This is a genomic window from Photobacterium salinisoli, from assembly GCF_003614885.1.
Classification (GTDB): domain Bacteria; phylum Pseudomonadota; class Gammaproteobacteria; order Enterobacterales; family Vibrionaceae; genus Photobacterium; species Photobacterium salinisoli.
The window spans coordinates 669,032-686,678 of sequence record NZ_QZMS01000007.1 but is presented as its reverse complement, the minus strand read 5'-3'; the positions used below and the strand labels follow the sequence as shown (position 1 = coordinate 686,678).

General features: G+C 47.1%; 12 protein-coding genes. 2 read left to right on the top strand and 10 right to left on the bottom strand.

Features of this window, described 5'->3' with window-relative positions; all coding sequences use genetic code 11:
• Positions 1 to 14: 14 nt before the first annotated feature.
• From D6M16_RS03775 to gcl, 4 genes are all read right to left on the bottom strand, one after another.
• Entirely contained in the window at positions 15 to 1,298 is a 1,284-nt protein-coding gene (locus D6M16_RS03775) for a glycerate kinase type-2 family protein (protein WP_120510637.1), read from the bottom strand.
• A 277-nt stretch (positions 1,299 to 1,575) separates the two neighbouring features.
• Positions 1,576 to 2,463: a 2-hydroxy-3-oxopropionate reductase gene (locus tag D6M16_RS03770; RefSeq protein ID WP_046219194.1), complete on the bottom strand. Its 888-nt coding sequence runs from the start codon at positions 2,461 to 2,463 to the stop codon at positions 1,576 to 1,578.
• A 10-nt stretch (positions 2,464 to 2,473) separates the two neighbouring features.
• On the bottom strand, positions 2,474 to 3,256 hold the full coding sequence (gene hyi, locus D6M16_RS03765; RefSeq protein ID WP_120510636.1) for a hydroxypyruvate isomerase: 783 nt from the start codon (positions 3,254 to 3,256) through the stop codon (positions 2,474 to 2,476).
• A 29-nt stretch (positions 3,257 to 3,285) separates the two neighbouring features.
• The gene (gene gcl / locus D6M16_RS03760) at positions 3,286 to 5,061 is read right to left on the bottom strand and encodes a glyoxylate carboligase (protein ID WP_120510635.1); all 1,776 of its coding nucleotides are present in this window, start codon (positions 5,059 to 5,061) and stop codon (positions 3,286 to 3,288) included.
• Positions 5,062 to 5,451: 390 nt separating this feature from the next.
• Here gcl and aceB point away from each other — a divergent pair, with 390 nt between their 5' ends.
• Entirely contained in the window at positions 5,452 to 6,972 is a 1,521-nt protein-coding gene (gene aceB, locus D6M16_RS03755) for a malate synthase A (protein ID WP_240435570.1), read from the top strand.
• A 189-nt stretch (positions 6,973 to 7,161) separates the two neighbouring features.
• Positions 7,162 to 7,602 carry a GlcG/HbpS family heme-binding protein gene (locus D6M16_RS03750; protein WP_120510633.1) on the top strand — a complete coding sequence of 147 codons (441 nt, stop codon included), beginning with the start codon at positions 7,162 to 7,164 and terminating at the stop codon, positions 7,600 to 7,602.
• Positions 7,603 to 7,677: 75 nt separating this feature from the next.
• Here D6M16_RS03750 and D6M16_RS03745 read toward each other — a convergent pair whose 3' ends face one another.
• The 6 genes from D6M16_RS03745 to D6M16_RS03725 form a co-directional block, all read right to left on the bottom strand.
• The gene (locus tag D6M16_RS03745; protein WP_120510632.1) at positions 7,678 to 8,637 is read right to left on the bottom strand and encodes a DMT family transporter; all 960 of its coding nucleotides are present in this window, start codon (positions 8,635 to 8,637) and stop codon (positions 7,678 to 7,680) included.
• A 211-nt stretch (positions 8,638 to 8,848) separates the two neighbouring features.
• Positions 8,849 to 9,184 carry a hypothetical protein gene (locus tag D6M16_RS03740; protein WP_120510631.1) on the bottom strand — a complete coding sequence of 112 codons (336 nt, stop codon included), beginning with the start codon at positions 9,182 to 9,184 and terminating at the stop codon, positions 8,849 to 8,851.
• A gap of 39 nt (positions 9,185 to 9,223) precedes the next feature.
• Positions 9,224 to 9,562: a hypothetical protein gene (locus tag D6M16_RS03735; RefSeq protein WP_120510630.1), complete on the bottom strand. Its 339-nt coding sequence runs from the start codon at positions 9,560 to 9,562 to the stop codon at positions 9,224 to 9,226.
• A gap of 32 nt (positions 9,563 to 9,594) precedes the next feature.
• The gene (locus D6M16_RS22155; protein WP_162940919.1) at positions 9,595 to 9,924 is read right to left on the bottom strand and encodes a hypothetical protein; all 330 of its coding nucleotides are present in this window, start codon (positions 9,922 to 9,924) and stop codon (positions 9,595 to 9,597) included.
• 18 nt (positions 9,925 to 9,942) lie between these two features.
• Entirely contained in the window at positions 9,943 to 10,227 is a 285-nt protein-coding gene (locus tag D6M16_RS03730) for a hypothetical protein (protein ID WP_120510629.1), read from the bottom strand.
• The gene (locus D6M16_RS03725) at positions 10,221 to 17,645 is read right to left on the bottom strand and encodes an RHS repeat-associated core domain-containing protein (protein ID WP_120510628.1); all 7,425 of its coding nucleotides are present in this window, start codon (positions 17,643 to 17,645) and stop codon (positions 10,221 to 10,223) included. The genes D6M16_RS03730 and D6M16_RS03725 overlap by 7 nt, the downstream gene beginning before the upstream one ends.
• Positions 17,646 to 17,647 lie beyond the last annotated feature (2 nt).

The window sequence follows — 17,647 nt, the reverse complement described above, 5'->3', positions numbered from 1 at the left end:
ACTCAAGGAGTTATTCAGTTACCGGATTCCTCCTTCGGAAGAATCAGAATGGCGCGAAAATCATTCACATTCGTCAGCGTTGGACCAGTTGTTAACAATGAATCCAATTGTTTGAAGAAAGTGTATCCATCATTGTTATCCAGATAGTCCTGACTGTTGAGCTCCAGTGCCTGTCCCTGGTGATAACTCTGCGGATTCAGTACAGCACCAGCATTATCTTCGACCCCATCAATACCATCGGTATCGGCGGCCAGCGCAAAGATCTGCGGATGGCCCTGCAGTTCGTGATACAGGCTCAGCAAAAACTCACTGTTACGCCCGCCACGTCCCTCACCCCGGACTGTCACCGTGGTTTCACCACCAGACAGTAATACGCACGGTGCGGTGAAAGGCTGTCCGCGGTCGGCAATCTGCTTGGCAAGAGCTGCGTGTACTTTAGCGACATCGCGAGATTCACCTTCAATGCAATCGCTCAGGATATGCGCCGGAATACCCCACTGACTGGCCTCTTCAGCAGCCGCTTCCAATGACAGCTGAGGGCTGGCGATCAGCTCAAATCTAGCCCGCTCCAGACAGGCATCACCCGGTTTTACCGTTTCAGATTCTGGGCTGTGCAGCCACTCTGTGACCGAATCGGGTACGCTCACCTGATAACGGCTCAGAATATCTAACGCATCTTTACTCGTGGTGGGATCAGCAACCGTCGGACCGGAAGCAATCACGGTCGCCTCATCGCCGGGTACGTCCGAAATGGCCAGTGTAATCAGTTGCGCAGGGGCAACGGCCTTAGCCAGCCTGCCGCCTTTAATGGCAGACAGGTGCTTGCGTACACAGTTCATTTCATCAATGGCCGCCCCGGATTTCAGCAACGCTTTGTTGATTTGCTGCTTTTGCGAGAAGGTAATGCCGGGAGCAGGCAAACTCAGCAAGGCCGATCCGCCACCAGACAAGAGACAGATCACGAGATCCTTCTCGTTAAGCCCGGCAACCAGGTTCAGGATGCGTTCTGCCACTTCACGGCCGGCATCATCCGGCACCGGGTGGGCAGCTTCGATCACCTCGATCTTCTGGCATTCTGCGGTGTGACCATAACGAGTCACGACCAGACCTTCCAATTCACCTTCCCAGACACTTTCCAGTGCTCTGGCCATTGAGGCGGCGGCTTTACCCGCCCCTATTACCACCGCTTTACCTGTTCTGTCTTCAGGTAAATAGTGTTTCAGGGTTTCACCGGGCAGGGCCTGTTTTACTGCACGATTAAACAGTGCAGTCAAAAATGCATGCGTTTCCATTTGCATGTTGCGCTCCACGTCAAGTTAGCTCCCAGTTACGGCAAGCAACAGGGGAAAAAACCCGAAACCGTCACTGTCACTGTCACCCACATTATTTATCGAACTGGTAGGGCCGGCTAAAGCCACCTCTGACAAGCAGCCAGCCCTAATATCCAACCCGCGGTTTCGGGACCACATAACCAAAGGAGACTAAAAATTGTTATGTGACAATAATTATTCAGGATACAGCTGATTACCAGCTGCATACCTGGGGCGACATCAATGATGCCGCCTTTTCATCAGATTACTGACGGATGCTGTGATTAGCCAGCTCTTCAATCGCACGAATCAATGCTGAGTGATCCCAGCCTTCGCCGCCCAGTTTCACACAAGCGTCAAACAGATTCTGAGCAGACTGGGTATTTGGCAGAGACATGCCCAGTGCTTCAGCGCCGGACAGCGCCAGGTTCAGGTCTTTCTGATGCAGTTGGATACGGAAACCTGGGTCAAAAGTACCCTTAACCATACGCTCACCGTGGACTTCCAGCACTTTAGAGTTGGCAAAGCCACCCATCAGCGCTTCACGAACACGGGCTGGATCGGCACCGGCTTTAGAGGCAAATACCAGGGCTTCAGCAACCGCTTCAATGTTCAGCGCAACAATGATCTGGTTTGCCACTTTACAGATCTGGCCTGCACCGTTATCACCGACCAGGTTGATATTCTTACCCATGACTTCAAACAGTGGCAGTGCTTTGGCGTAGGCTTCTTCGCTGCCGCCAACCATGATGGTCAGCGCGGCATTAATGGCACCCACTTCGCCACCAGATACAGGCGCATCCAGGTATTCTGCACCGGTTTCTTTCACTCGAGCTGCAATTGTTTTGGTCTCGATAGGCGAGATTGAACTCATATCGATAACGGTTTGACCCGGCTTCAGGACTTCGGCCACACCATTTTCACTAAACAGTACATCTTCCACCTGAGGGGTATTTGGCACCATCAGGATGATGTATTCGGCCAGTTCAGCCGCTGCTTTTGCCGAGTGGACAACCTGAGCACCGTTAGCAACCAAATCTGCCGGAGCTGGATTGTAATGGTCAGAGAAGACCAGTTGGTGTCCAGCTTTCTGCAGGTTTTCGGCCATTGGTTTACCCATGATGCCTGTACCGATAAATGCGATAGTCGTCATTATCCTCTCCTTAGATTTGATTAAATTCTTTCAGCCAGCCAAGGCCTTCTGTGGTGGTGGTCTGCGGTTTGTACTCGCAACCAACCCAGCCTTCATAGCCAATTTCATCCAGATGCCTGAACATGAAGTGGTAATTGATCTCACCCGTTCCCGGTTCATGACGGCCTGGATTGTCAGCCAGTTGCACATGGCGGATTTGACCCAGTTCACGACTCAGGGTCGTTGCCAGATCACCTTCCATGATTTGCATGTGGTAGATGTCGTATTGCAGCTCCAGATTGTCACTGCCTACTTTCTCAATAATATCCAGACCTTGTTTGGTGGTATTGAGGAAGAAACCTGGAATATCACGGGTGTTGATCGCTTCGATAATCAGGTTAATCCCTGCTTTTTTCAGCTCAGCCGCAGCAAAGCGCAAGTTATCAACAAAAGTGGCTTCCGCCTGACCCGGGGTGACACCGGCAGGGACAATACCTGCCAGACAGTTCACCTGAGTACAGTTCAGTGCTTTGGCATAGCGAATGGCTTCCGGTACGCCGGCACGAAACTCTTCAACCCGCTTAGGGTCGACCGCTATACCGCGGTCGCCTGCTTCCCAATCGCCCGCAGGGAGATTGAACAGCACCTGAGTCAGACCAAACTGATTCAGCTTTGCCTGAATCGCTTCTGCTTCAAAGGCATAAGGGAACAGATATTCCACGCCACGGAAGCCCGCCTGCGCGGCGGCCTCAAAACGATCCATGAAAGGTACTTCCGTAAAGAGCATGGATAAGTTTGCTGCTAATTTCGGCATGTCACATTCCTTTTGCTATTCGTGGCATCTTATTGATTGAAAGTGATGGCCGTTGGCGCATCCGCCTGATCTTCTGTCAGTGCTTCAAACTCGTTGATGCCGTCGATCTCGACGCCCATCGCAATATTCGTTACACGCTCCAGAATCACTTCAACCACAACAGGTACTTTGTGCTTGTTCATCAGAACCTGGGCTTCGCGTAACGCATCGGCGATTTTCTCAGGGTCCGTGACACGAATAGCTTTACAGCCCAGACCTTCAACCACGGCAACGTGGTCAACACCATAACCGTTCAGTTCCGGCGCATTCTGATTCTCGAACGCCAGCTGAACACAGTAATCAATGTCGAACTGACGCTGTGCCTGACGGATCAGACCCAGATAAGAGTTGTTCACCAGTACGTGGATATACGGCAGGTTAAACTGCGCACCAGCAGCCAGTTCTTCAATCATGAACTGGAAGTCGTAGTCACCAGACAGTGCCACAACAGGACGCTGAGGATCGGCAGCCCGTACACCCAAAGCGGCAGGGATCGTCCAGCCCAGAGGTCCAGCCTGACCACAGTTAATCCAGTGGTTTGGCTTGTATACATGCAGGAACTGAGCTGCGGCAATCTGAGACAGACCAATGGTGCTCACGTAGCAGGTCTCTTCGCCAAATACTTTGTTCATTTCTTCGTAAACACGCATTGGCTTCACTGGCGTTTCAGTGTAGTGCGTCTTACGCAGCATGGTTGCCTTACGCTGCTGACATTCAGAGACCCAAGCGCTGCGGTCGGCCAGCTTACCTGCGGCTTTCATTTCGCGGGCAACTTCAACAATCAGTTCCAGTGCGGCTTTTGCATCCGATACGATACCCAGATCAGGGCAGAATACGCGACCAATCTGAGTCGGCTCGATATCAATGTGAACAAACTTTCGGCCTTTAGTGTACACATCTACTGAACCTGTGTGACGGTTTGCCCAGCGGTTACCCACACCAAACACAAAGTCAGAAGCCAGCATGTTAGCGTTACCGTAACGGTGTGCTGTCTGCAGACCCACCATACCCACCATTAATTCGTGGTTATCCGAAATAGAACCCCAGCCCATCAATGTTGGAATCACAGGCACACCGGTGATCTCAGCGAACTGCTGCAGCAAGTCGGACGCGCCGGCATTAATAACACCGCCACCGGCAACAATCAGTGGTTTTTCAGATTGGTTCAGCATGGTTAATGCTTTTTCAATCTGAGCACGGCTTGCTGTTGGCTTGTAAGCTTCCAGCGGTTCATAGCTGTCGATATCGAATTCAATCTCAGCCAGCTGAACGTCAATAGGCAGGTCAATCAATACCGGGCCCGGACGGCCTGAACGCATCAGGTGGAAAGCCTGCTGGAAGGCACGGGGCACCTGAGCTGGCTCTAGTACAGTGGTTGCCCATTTAGCAACGGGTTTGGCGATGCTCTCGATATCAACCGCCTGGAAATCTTCCTTGTGCAGACGAGCACGTGGCGCCTGACCTGTGATACACAGAATTGGAATAGAATCAGCAGCTGCTGAATACAATCCTGTGATCATATCTGTACCCGCTGGGCCTGAAGTACCGATACAAACACCGATATTACCGGTATTGGTGCGCGTGTAACCTTCTGCCATGTGAGAAGCACCTTCCACATGACGAGCCAGAATATGATCAATGCCACCCAGTTTTTTCAGTGCAGCATACATGGGGTTAATCGCTGCACCTGGTACACCAAATGCCTGAATAACGCCTTCTTTTTTCAAAACTTCAACGGCGGCTTCAATTGCCTTCATCTTCGCCATACTGCCTCCTGCATAATTGTATACAATGTTGTGTATGATTGTATTCTAGACATACATAATTGATCTTAGCAAGGGGGCTGTTACGATTTAAAACAAACTTAATGTATCGGTAGCTTACTATTTATTTAAATAACAGTAAGTTATGCGCAAAATCAGCGATACATAAAAACAACATCAGATTTACATAGTGATAAAAACCACTTTACCTGATACGCCCATATAGGTTATAGATAATAGGAAAATTATAAAATGTATACAAAACGATAGACCGTTTGTTCTAAGGAGACGCAATTGGATACCCAACAACATCAAGAGGCACAAGCCGATTCCCTACAGCTCGCCGTTGGTTCACTGTCACCCGACTATCAGGCTATCCTGAACGACGATGCCATGGCGTTTCTGACGGCACTTGTCAGTCAGTTTTCAGGCCGTCTGGACGATCTGCTTGCCCGCCGTGAAACACGTCAGCGTGAATTCGATAATGGCAAACTGCCTGGTTTCAGGGCCGACACAGCCGATATCAGAAATGATAAAAGCTGGCGCATTGCTGATATCCCTGCTCCTTTACAGGATCGCCGGGTGGAAATTACGGGTCCGGTTGATCGCAAGATGGTGATTAATGCACTGAACTCAGGCGCAAAAGTCTTTATGTGTTGTTTCGAGGATGCCACTGCGCCGAGCTGGGACAACATGGTACAAGGCCAGATCAACCTGCGTGATGCCAACCTGGGCGAGATGCGCTATTTCGACGACAAGCGTCAGAAAGAATATGTACTGAATGATGATCCGGCCCTGCTGATTGCCCGTCCTCGCGGTCTGCACCTGCCAGAGCAGCACATTCAGTATCAGGGTAAGTCTATTCCTGGCTGTCTGATGGATTTCGGCTTGTATTTCTTCCATAACTACCAGACACGCGCTGACAAAGGCTTGGGTGTTTACTATTACCTGCCAAAGCTGGAGTCAATGGAAGAAGGCCAATGGTGGGCCGATGTGTTCCGTTTTACTGAAAACTACTTCGGTGCACAAACTGGAACCATCAAAGCAACCGTGCTGATTGAAACCCTACCAGCCGTTTTCGAAATGGATGAAATCCTGTACGCCATGCGCGATTACATTGTTGCCATGAACTGCGGTCGCTGGGATTACATCTTCAGCTATATCAAAACCCTGAAACAACACAAAGACCGCATTCTGCCCGACCGTCACGATGTGACCATGGCGCAGCCTTTCCTGACAGCATACAGCCAGTTGCTGATTGCAACCTGCCACCAGCGTGGCGCGCTGGCAATGGGTGGTATGTCTGCCTTTATTCCAAGCAAAGATCCTGAAGAAATGAAGCAGGTTCTGGAAAAAGTCATCGAAGACAAAGAGCGCGAGTCCAGCAATGGTCACGACGGCACCTGGGTAGCCCACCCTGGTCTGGTTGATACCGCAATGACAGTGTTTAACCAGCGTCTTGGCGGTAAACCAAATCAGCTTGATTATCTGCCATCTGCCGCCAACGACATCACAGCAGCAGATCTGCTGGCACCTTGTGAAGGCCACCGCAATGAAGCCGGCGTCCGTAAGAATGTGCGTATCGCTTTGCTGTATATCGAAGCCTGGATCCGCGGGCTTGGCTGCGTGCCAATCCATGGTCTGATGGAAGACGCAGCAACCGCAGAAATCTCGCGCGCCAATATCTGGCAGTGGATTCACCACGGCGTCACGCTGGACGATGGCCAGTTGTTCACTGCAGAACTGTTCCGCCAATGGCTGCAACAGGAAGTGGACAGCCTCAAGCTTGAACAAACGGACAACAGCCAGAATCGTCGTTTTGACGATGCGGCCAAACTGTTTGATGAACTGTCAACATCAGACGAATTTGCACCATTCCTGACATTGCCAAGCTACCCGCTGTTGGTAGGCTGATTGTCAGCTCAGGGGGATTTCCCAGGGCGGTAGAGACGTTTACTTCCAGTCATCATCTTGAATGACATTTTAGGAGTAAAGCCGCCCACCGAGCATGGATTGGTGGCACATACACAACATACCCGGCAGTCGGCTAACCGGCTGCCGCTCAAAAAGTTAGTCAATTAATTCTTGATCGGAGGGATCACTATGAGCTTAACACTGGACGAAGCACTGGTAATTACCAAGGGCGCATTCAGCACTGCCCTGACCAAAGGTGCTGCACCTCTTACTGTGGCTGTCCTCGACAGCGGCGGTAAACTCATTTCACTGCAACGTCAGGATGGCTCCAGTATGCTCCGTCCTGAAATTGCCATCGCCAAAGCCTGGGGAGCCCTGGCATTGGGTTGTTCTTCCCGTAAACTCGCCCTTGATGCCCAGCAGCGCCCTGCGTTCATGTCAGCCGTCAATGTGCTGGCCGAAGGTAACCTGCTGCCGGTACCGGGTGGCGTACTGATCCGCGGCAGCGATAACTGCCTGCTGGGTGCCGTTGGTATCAGCGGAGACTTATCCGAACTGGATGAGCTGTGTGCCATCGCAGGCATCAAAGCGGCGAACCTGCTGCCGGACGAAGTGGAAGTCGTGGAGTAATCAGCGATACCCCGTTCGTTATGCAAAGGGCCATCAGTGATGGCCCTTTTACTGTTTCACGGTTAATGACAGCTGCTACTTATCACTCTTCTTACTGCCTGCCAGCACCTCATCTGATGAGTCAGTAAAGCCAATACTGGCGCTTTCAATAACACTCACCCGCCGCGCTGCCCGAAAAGGCCGGGATCCCACGCGGTACAATATCAGAGACGACAAAATCAGCAGACATCCCAGCGCTTTGTTGAGCGTGAATACTTCACCGTACCACAGCACGCTGAGCGTCGCTGTCCACACAGGCTCCAGCAACATGATCAATGCCGCATTCGAGGCAGTGATCTGTTTTTGCCCGACCGTTTGCAGCACGTAACGTAGACTGGTTGCCAGCAAAGTACTGAGTGCGAACCAGCCCCAAATAGTCACCGGCACGTGAGTCGGTATTTGTTCGACAGTCAAAGACATAGTCAACGACAACAAGCCAGTGACAAATAACTGAATGCAGGCCAGTAACAGTATCGGTATCTGCTGGGCAAACCGGCTGTTCACGTTGAAGTGAATGGCCAGCATAAAGGCACAGGCGGCAAACCAGATCTGACTGTCAGACTGCTGCCAGCCGCCGGACAGCGACAACAACGCCATACCCGCCACCGCGACCGGCATAGAAAGCCAGAAGGCACGCGGCGGTTTCTGCCTGAAGAGCACCCAGGCGACAACCGGCACAAACAGCATTGACAAACTGGCAATAAACGCCCCTTCCGCTAAGGCTTCCGTATTGGACATGGCATGGATCCAGCACATCATGGCCACACCCAGCAACACCCCCACCAGGGCGGAAAAACCGATGGTTTTCAGCGTGGTGCGCCTGAACGCTGCATAACAAAACGGCAGCAGGCACAGTGAAGCGAGCATAAATCGCATGCCAATAAACAGAAACGGCGGCAAGCCCTGCAGCGTCTCTTTGGAGAAAATCCACCCGATGGCCGCGAGCATAGTCGTCAGCACCAGAATCGCGCTTGCTTTATAGTTCGGATTCAACAGAAACGCTCCTTTTTAGTGCCACAACAGACAATTACACTCGTGTAAGTCACACGATGACAACCATATCAACACTAAACCGCCAGGCTGGCAATGCTTTCTCTAGGGAGCTGGTAGGAATGTTTTTTCATGCTGGTGAAACGGAGAGATTGAGCGTCAGACATAAAAAATGGCCATCAGTATCAGTGACAGCCATTTTTATAAAAACGAACAATTACCCGACCCGATGAACGCGTATCCAGGTATGCGCACAATCCCCTTCTTTGTCGTAACCGATATTCACGGGTTTACCGGTTGCATAAGCAGTTAGCAACCGTGACAGTACCTGGTGCCGGGTTTCACCAGGTGTGCTCGCGTCAATGGCGAACAACTCAGGCTTGCAACTGGGGTGTGATGTTGGCTGATTCTTCAGCAAAAAATAAATCTGATTGCCATCCGTGTAAGTTAATACTTGCGTTACTACGCCAGTCATATTTGCGTTGTATACCGCATGTGAACTAAAAGATAAAAGCGACAACGCAACAAGCAAAAATCTATTCCATTTTTTCATTTTATTCTCCAACCAACTTAACGTGAAAAAACCAAAGTGTTAGCCCTTAATCAGCCACCAGCCTTCAAATTCGGTATTATCTGGCCATCCATCAATACATTGGGTGAAATTTAAATCACCTTCCCAGCGAACCCGAACAACTTTCCCACTGGCAAATGCCGTTAACGCCATCGATTCATCCGACTTGGTTGGCATCCGAATCCAGTTCGTCACACCTTCAGGTGTAGCTACCTGAATAGACAACGTTTGTCTGTCTGACCACTTGTATATATTTTCAATTTTTCCTTCACACAGTACACCTGCACTGGCGAACGGTGCGCTCAGAAACCCAGCTGCAATCAATAACCCCTTGACCAAACTTGCATATTTTTTATTCATTTTTTGCTCTCGAATATTATCAATATGATTATTTAATATACTTGGAAATAGTAAACGCTATCATCTGGCACCACCCAGTCACCAATTTCATTGCAGCGACTGCCGTTTTGGCTACCTGATACTGACGGGTGTTCGTAATAAATAGTCACCTTCCGGTTTGACATTTTGGCTGACAGAGCAGCAGATAACCATGCCTTACAATACTCTTCGGATACATTACACAACTTGTGGACGCCAAAGCCGTTACTGACCAATAGGTTTGACCTATCAACACCAAAATGTTTCACTTCGCCGGTGCAGTGGTAGTTGGCGTGGGCTGATAGTGACAACAGAGCTAACATGCTAAAAAATAATTTTCTCATAATAAAACCTTGAGCACCTTAAAAAGTTTGACCAATAAATATAGAAGCAACCATTATAAAAATTATGATGTACATGATCCTTATGTTTTTCACACAGCTTCTGTAAAGTCTTTTCCTACTTTCTTCTTTCAAATCAAAAACTGACTCTCCCTTAGAAAAAGCTTCAACCTGAATAATGTAATACACTTCAATAGTGCCTTTTTTCAATCCAATATCATGCTTTAAAATGTTAGCTAAAATAACACCTCGAAATGCAAGAATAATTGTTAAAATAAAACCAACAATAAAAATAGCTGTTACCATGCCTTAACTCCCGATCCACCCCAGACACCAATACCACCAGGAAACCTTAACTTCATTTCTACGTTAGTATTTAAATGACCATTGAGATCAAATTTCGTTGTAGAAAAGCCAATTGGCCCTAGTTGTACAGAAAAATTCCTATAAAAGCTCATCTCATCATTGACTGCTGTATTAGTCACAGAGTTATAAAGTGTCAGATCGCTGCCTACTCCACCGGATAGTCCAACACCCCATGAAGTCCCCAAACCAGCAGAACCTGATAAGCCATATTGATAAGTCGATTCTCCTTCTAAATTGATACAAGGACCCAAACATCCATCAATATCAACTGAAAAGTCTCCGTTATCTCTAAACCAACGAGTAATTGGATCTGCACCAGCTGCAACATCTATATGCTGTCTTAGTGAAGTAGATGCATTTCCGCCCATAAAAAATTCTTTAGCTATACTTAGACCTTTTTTCATTCTACTAGTAAAATCTTGAGGACTTCTGCCTAGTTCATTCACAATAAACTGAATTGCAGAAGTCACTGCACCATTAGCAAACTTCCCACCAGTAAGTTTTGATACTGTTCCACCCACTAAGCTTTGGACTGTAATACGAGCAAATGCGTTTGAAGTTCCTATTTTACCTGCCCCCTTCATGACCGCTGCACTCAGAAAGCCTGTACCAAAATCTCCGCCTTGTAAAACAGATAAGGTACCACCAGCAACACCATGTGCTGCCATTTGAGCTGCCGCACTTGTGACATTGAAATCTGTAAAAGAACCACCAAGAGCCCCAAATGCAGCCCCAGTTAGAGCGCCTCTTAACCCACCTTTAAAACTTCCTGTTGAAACAACGCCTGCTGCAAACCCGGTGATTGCACCTGCAATTGCACCGATAGCAATCTGGCTTCCAGCTAATGCCGTACCAGCTAACCAAGCTGCAGCCCAACCTGTTGCAGCTCCATATGTAACTACAGAGATCACAACAGCAGCAATAACCCGCCAGTACTTCTTAATTGTTTTAAACAACTTCTTAAAGAAATGTCCGCTTGGATCGTTGTACTTCATTGGGTTACTCAGCACATAACTATAACGGTTAAATGACTGACTATTGCTCGGTGCCTGAATAAAGGTGTCTGCGCTGATAAATCGGCCCAGGGTCGCGTCATACATGCGGCCATTCATGTGGATCAAGTCCACTTCATCCACCTGTTCATGGCCGGTGTAGCCCCGGTTGGCCATTAAGGCCTGCTGTACAAACGACTTATCTGTCTCCCACACAAAATCCCGCTCTTTGCCCCAAGCATCAAAATTGCGGCGATCGACCACATTGCCCCAGATATCTGTGATGAGATCAGCACTGCCCAGCGCATCACTGTGGAAATAGCGCAACTGCCTGTCGACCGACGCTTCAGTGCCGTTTTTGGAGGTTTTCTTGTCGATATTGAGCGCGACCAGCTTACCGCCAGCATTGATGAACTGCTTGTGTTCTACATCACCGTTGCTGTAATCAATCCGCTCGTAAGCTTTACCCAGATACCAGGTTTTATCCCCTTTATTATTGGTCTTCAGGTAGCGCGCTCTGTCCGGCCCATAACTGAAGGCTGCCCAGCTATCGCCACGGGTAATTTTGGTGGGTTTATTAAAGCTGCTCCATTCAAAGACACGCCCGTCGCCCTCCAGCATATTCCCGTTCAAATCGTATTGATAGGTACGATCCCCGGCACTGGTCACCGCGTGAACATGTTGTTTATCCTGATACGCGTAGTGGCCCACGTCCGACTTGTAAGTGATATTACCGTTTACACCATAGTCAACACTGTAGGTTTTATTAAACAATGGGTTATCACGATTAGCCCCTATCGTATCGATAATTTTATTGGTCTTCAGCCGATCCAGAGCATCATAGGTGTACGTCTCAGAGATACCCGTCATGATATCTTCCCGCAGAGTCACATTATCCATCGCATCATAGCGATAATGGAGCAGACGTTTTGCTTTCTTACCCTGATGTGTCGAAATGTTCTGCAGCTGGCCGTTCCCTTCGTTATAGTCGTACTGGTTGAACAAACCATTACCATAGGATTCAGCCGTAATACGCCCTTCTGCATCCAGGCTGTTCAGTTTCCAGTAATAAACACGATTTTTGTTAATTTGCTGCTCTGTTAAGTCTGTCAGTTGCTCGTACTGAACTTGATTTTGTTCACTTAAGTTTTCATAGCGGGAAGCAACCAGTAAAGTCTGTTTGGTTAACGTCACCAATTGAGCAGCCGCTGCTGCGTACGTGGTCGCCTGCATGCGGGTATGATCTTCCACATACTCGAGACGTTGAATTTCAGACGCAAGCTGGTTCAGACGCTGAAAATACTTGCTGACCAGACTGTCATAAATCTGCGGCATTGCCTTGCTGATCGCCAAGCGGGTTAGGTCATAAACACCGTCATTATTGTAATCACCAAAGAACGCGCTCTCGCCTGTTGCCTCCAGGCTGGATACTTTACTCGTCCAGTCAGCCAAACTTACCTTGCTTAACTGACCATCGACCAGCTTCAAATGATATGACGGCGGTGTGATAATCGGAATACTGACATCATTATGAATCAGGATAAAGTTGTCTGGCACTTCCAGATAAATATCGCCTGCCGAATCTCTGTAAACAGTCAGTGTTTTATGGTTAACCTGATTGTAAATATCAGATGTACCACCACTCACATTTTTGACCTGATCCAACAGCGAGTTAAACTCTTCACGACGTTGATTGTAGGTGATAGCCTGATTTTGAAGCTCTTTTGACTTATTCACATAATCAGATGCTTTCGCCAGTGCCTCAGCCAGCAAAGGCTTTATGACCTGATTATATTCTGCAGGATTGAAATCGAGTTTAAACTGACTCGGCGCACCATAAACACCGGTTAATGCACCTGTAACGGCATCGTACTCATGTTCAAGTGTGAAGTTATTCGGCCGAACATCTTTCACCATACGACCAAACTTGTCATATTCAAATTCACGAGCGAATGTGTGATCAGCCGTGAAAATTTCTTCTTTGCGCAACTGACCAAAGCTCGTATAACTGAGTTTCTTCAGGTAGCCTGGTGCTTCTGAACGGATTAACGCACCCTGCCAGGTTTCCCCGCCATAGCTGTCGTAATACCATTTACTCTCAGTAAACTCGCTTTTCGGTTGTTGGTTTTCAACAATGAGCTTTTCATCAACCCGCTTCACTATTCGGTTGAGCGCATCGTATTGCATAATTACGCTTTGTCCTTTGGCGTCCGTTTGTTTCAGCAGATTTCCGAAAGAGTCGTATTCATACTGCCAAAATCCCAGGTCAGGATCCCTTGTGCTTGTCTTGTTACCCAAATCATCATAGGTATTGACGATCGTGGCACCACCCGCACCCGTTGCCATCGACAGATTACCGGTTGGGGTATATTGATTCTTCACACTTGCAGATAAAGGTTGATCAACCTGAATTACCCAACCCATTGCGTTGGTAAAGGTCGTCTTTTTGCGACCTAAGGCATCCGTTTCTGTGACCTTTAGCGGTTCGTAAACATAAGACGCATACACATCACCTTTACCAGCAGGACCGGGCTCAGAGACAGATTGAATACGACCTAAAGCATCATAAATGGTATTCGAATATTGTGGTGTGTCACCCTGATAATACGGACGGCTAACTTTGACAATCTGATTCTTAGCATTATAGAAGGTATCTTTTATGATCCAGCGCTTACCGCCAACCGCCAGCGTTGCTGTGCGCCATTCTCGCTTAAATTTATCAAAGAATTGCTTAGCTTCACCGCCACCATCCGATTTGGTCACCACACAATATACAATCTGATTATTTGGTTTAAGACTGCTGCACTGTGAATGACTCGCGGGCAGATATTGAACTGAAGTACTCAGTTGTGCGGCGGTTCCTTTGAGCACTTCTTTTTTCACTTCACGACCAAAATCATCGTAATAAGTTGCAGCAATCAGCCCGTTACTGTCTTTGACAATTACTGAATTATTGAAACGATCAATGGTTTGAGTCGATGACTGGCCAAGCGTATTGGTATTAATAACAGTAACAAAATCACCCGCGTAAGTTTTTTTCACTGATGATGAGCGTTGAGATATACCACCATTTCCAGCAAAACCACTGATGAGTGAAGACTCAACAACCCCTTCATCATTACGGGTATAAGTCGTCGTTAAGGCAAGCGGACTACCCGCGGCGGATACTTCTTTGATCAACAAACCTGTCGTGGAATCATATTCAAACGATGCTTTTCTGACTTCTGTTTCGCCCTTGGCATCCGTGTGAACCACTTCAGATTCCAGCAAACGGCCTAAGTGCCATTTAGCGGTATCGTTCTTAAAGAGACTCTTGGTTTGCTTGGTGAATGTTTCATCAGTTTGAGTCAGCGGATTCTTCGCTGTAGTCGATACTGTAACCTTACCGACATTGCCAAATTTATCTATATCGGCATGTTCGGTAATGACAGTAGAAACGAGCTGGCTGTTTAGATCATAGCTCTGCTCAATTGTTTTTTTCTGCTCGACTTGGTAAACACGAGCCGTCGACAGTTTATTCACTGTTTTTGTTAAGGTTTGATAACCATGTCCATTCGAGGCTGTACCACTTGCAGAAATAACATAAGTCGCATCGGCAGGGCCTTGCATTAGCGGCCTCAATTGTTCAATTTCTGCTGCTGACAAGCCTTTTACTGAGGCGAAATGAGTAGGGTTCCCGTTTTTATCATAAGAGTAAGCTCCGGTTTTACTGAATTCATAATATTCATGAGAAGGGATAACAACCGGGATCATTACATCCCCATGAATTGGAATGAATTTATCTGGTGCTTTTAAATAATCCTTACCATTAACACGATACATTTCATACTTATGTGTTTCTTCTGTCGACAATAACTCCACTTTACCAAAAAGCGGAGTGAGACTCACCGTCTCAGAAATTTGTTGTTCATAATGGGATCCAGTCAAAGAAATAGAGTTACTAAACTCCGTTACACTTTCATTTAATAGGACGGATTTGTTGCCAAAATATTCACGACTTTCTTTTACAGTGCCATTGAGCGGAAATTCAGTGTTGTAATAAGTTTCACGAACACGAGTCAATTGACCATCATTTTTCTCTTTCTGCTGTATCCACTTAAACCCCGAAAAGCCATGACCTAGTAGATCATAGCTTGCACTTCCATAAGTAAAGTCATACGTATTAAACCGATTTGAGCCAGCCCCATTTTCAGATTTAAGCTGTTTCACAATGTACATTGGTCCGTAAGCATTTAGCTTGGGAAACTGATAATTCAGCTTACGTTTATCACCTGGGTATAACGCATTTTTATGGTAAACCTGACCATCAAATAGAGTCGTGAAAGAAACAGAAGAGTAATGCCCTAACCCATTTGTCACACCAGTAAACAAGTTTGGTGAAGGCTTTATTGTTGTATTCTCACTACAACGAATATAGCTATTTGTACCTGATTTATCACCAACATGACGACAATATTCAACATTTCCATCACTATTGGTATCGACAAACCAATTCTTATCTCTGTATCCCCAATCACCAACTTTATAAGTATAATCTACCCATGAACTTCCACTCTTCATGCTAGAGCAGCGCATATAGGTATTAGGGTGATCGCCTACAGCACGACAATAGTCTTGCTTTCCGTCTTTGTTTAAATCAAGCCACCAGCGTTTATCGCTATATCCCCAATCGAAATTAGCGACTTCAAAACCCGTTTTCAGTTCACTCACTTTACCAACGGAGCCAAGAGAACAGCGAAGCCGGCTATTGGCACCAGATTTATCGCCAACGGCACGACAGTAATCACTGGCGCCATCACCGTTGAGATCCGTCCACCAACGACGATCATCATAACCCCAGTCATCAATATGAATATCCTTGGTGGCAGAAATTCTGTCGCCATTAAATAAATCGCATCGCAGAGTACCACCATTCCCTGAATCTGCTACAGAACGGCAATAATCCGGAAAACCATTGCCATCAATATCAGCCCACCAAGTCCTTTTGATGTCACCCCAGTTAGAAATATTAAATTTTTTCTCATAGAAAGATCGGCCATCTTTATTAATACTGCAACGTAATAAACTGCCATCACTGCGACAGAAATCTATCCGGTTGTCGCCGTTTAGATCAATCCACCATCTTCTGTTTTTATCCGTTCCCCAAGAGCCAATATGAATCGAAAAACTGTTCACACTGCTCGCCGAGAAATTCGAACAATGTAAATTACTGCCTGATAACGCACAGTACTCCGTTTTTCCATCATTATTTACATCAAGCCACCAGCTTTCACTCGCATCTTTATAATTAAGGTTATGAGTAAATGAGCTACCATTACCAAGCCTACAGTCAATTCTCTTAGGGTTAATGTCATAAACACCATCAGTAGTGATTCGAGAGTACTTTTGACAATAATCAAGCTTTTTATCGGCATCTACATCCACCCACGCCCCATCAGATAAGCCACCCGTTGACCAGTTCGGGACCTTGATTGCGAATGAGTGATTCAAACTATAAGCTGAATTTCCGTTCCAGTGAAAGTTGGTTTTCGGCAAACAGGTTTCGTTTGCGCTGCAATATTGAACAGAAGCAAGCCGTGTCGGTGTATTCGAACTGAAATCAGCACCAGTATATGATAAATGATAATAATTCTTTACTTTACCATTTATCGCAATGCTGACTTTTGAAAGTTTCTCGTACTGAGATTTTACTTTTCCATTGACTTTACTAATGAGGCCATTTTGTAATGAAGATGTGTTTGCCTGATAAGTAAAATCTACGGTATAGGCATCATAAACAATCTGACGAATCAGGTTATTACTTGTATAACTGTACTTGATGATATTTTTCTTCGTTGTATCAGTAGATTCGGCCAGTAACCACACTAAATTATCTAAATCATTCTTGTAGGTCAGCACGTCACCAGATTTTGTTTTCACAATAAACTGGCTACTGGTGCCAAGCGAATCACCACTCAGTGTAATCTGGCTATATTGATCAATTTCAGTTTTGTAGCTTGACCCACTCTTACCGCGCTGGCCTGACACTGAAATCAGCCGAGAACCGTCAAGGCAAAAATTATCTTCATGGGTGTAATTTGGTGAACGTTTGAAGCCATCAGTACCTATGGTCGAACCACAGCGGGAAATTGCACTCAACCCTGACAGTGAAAAACCGGGGCCTAAAGCACTATAGCCAGATCCTTGGCTACTATAAGAAATAGATAATTGTGGAGTATTGCCGCCCCGTCCCTCAGGAAGCTGTAGCGGTATCTGATACATAGCAGCACCAGAATCGACCAATAACTCGCCAGGTAAAGAGCCCACTGTGCTGGCGTATGAAAAAGGTACAAAGAGTATGAGCAGTGCCAACATGAAGCGACGCATTA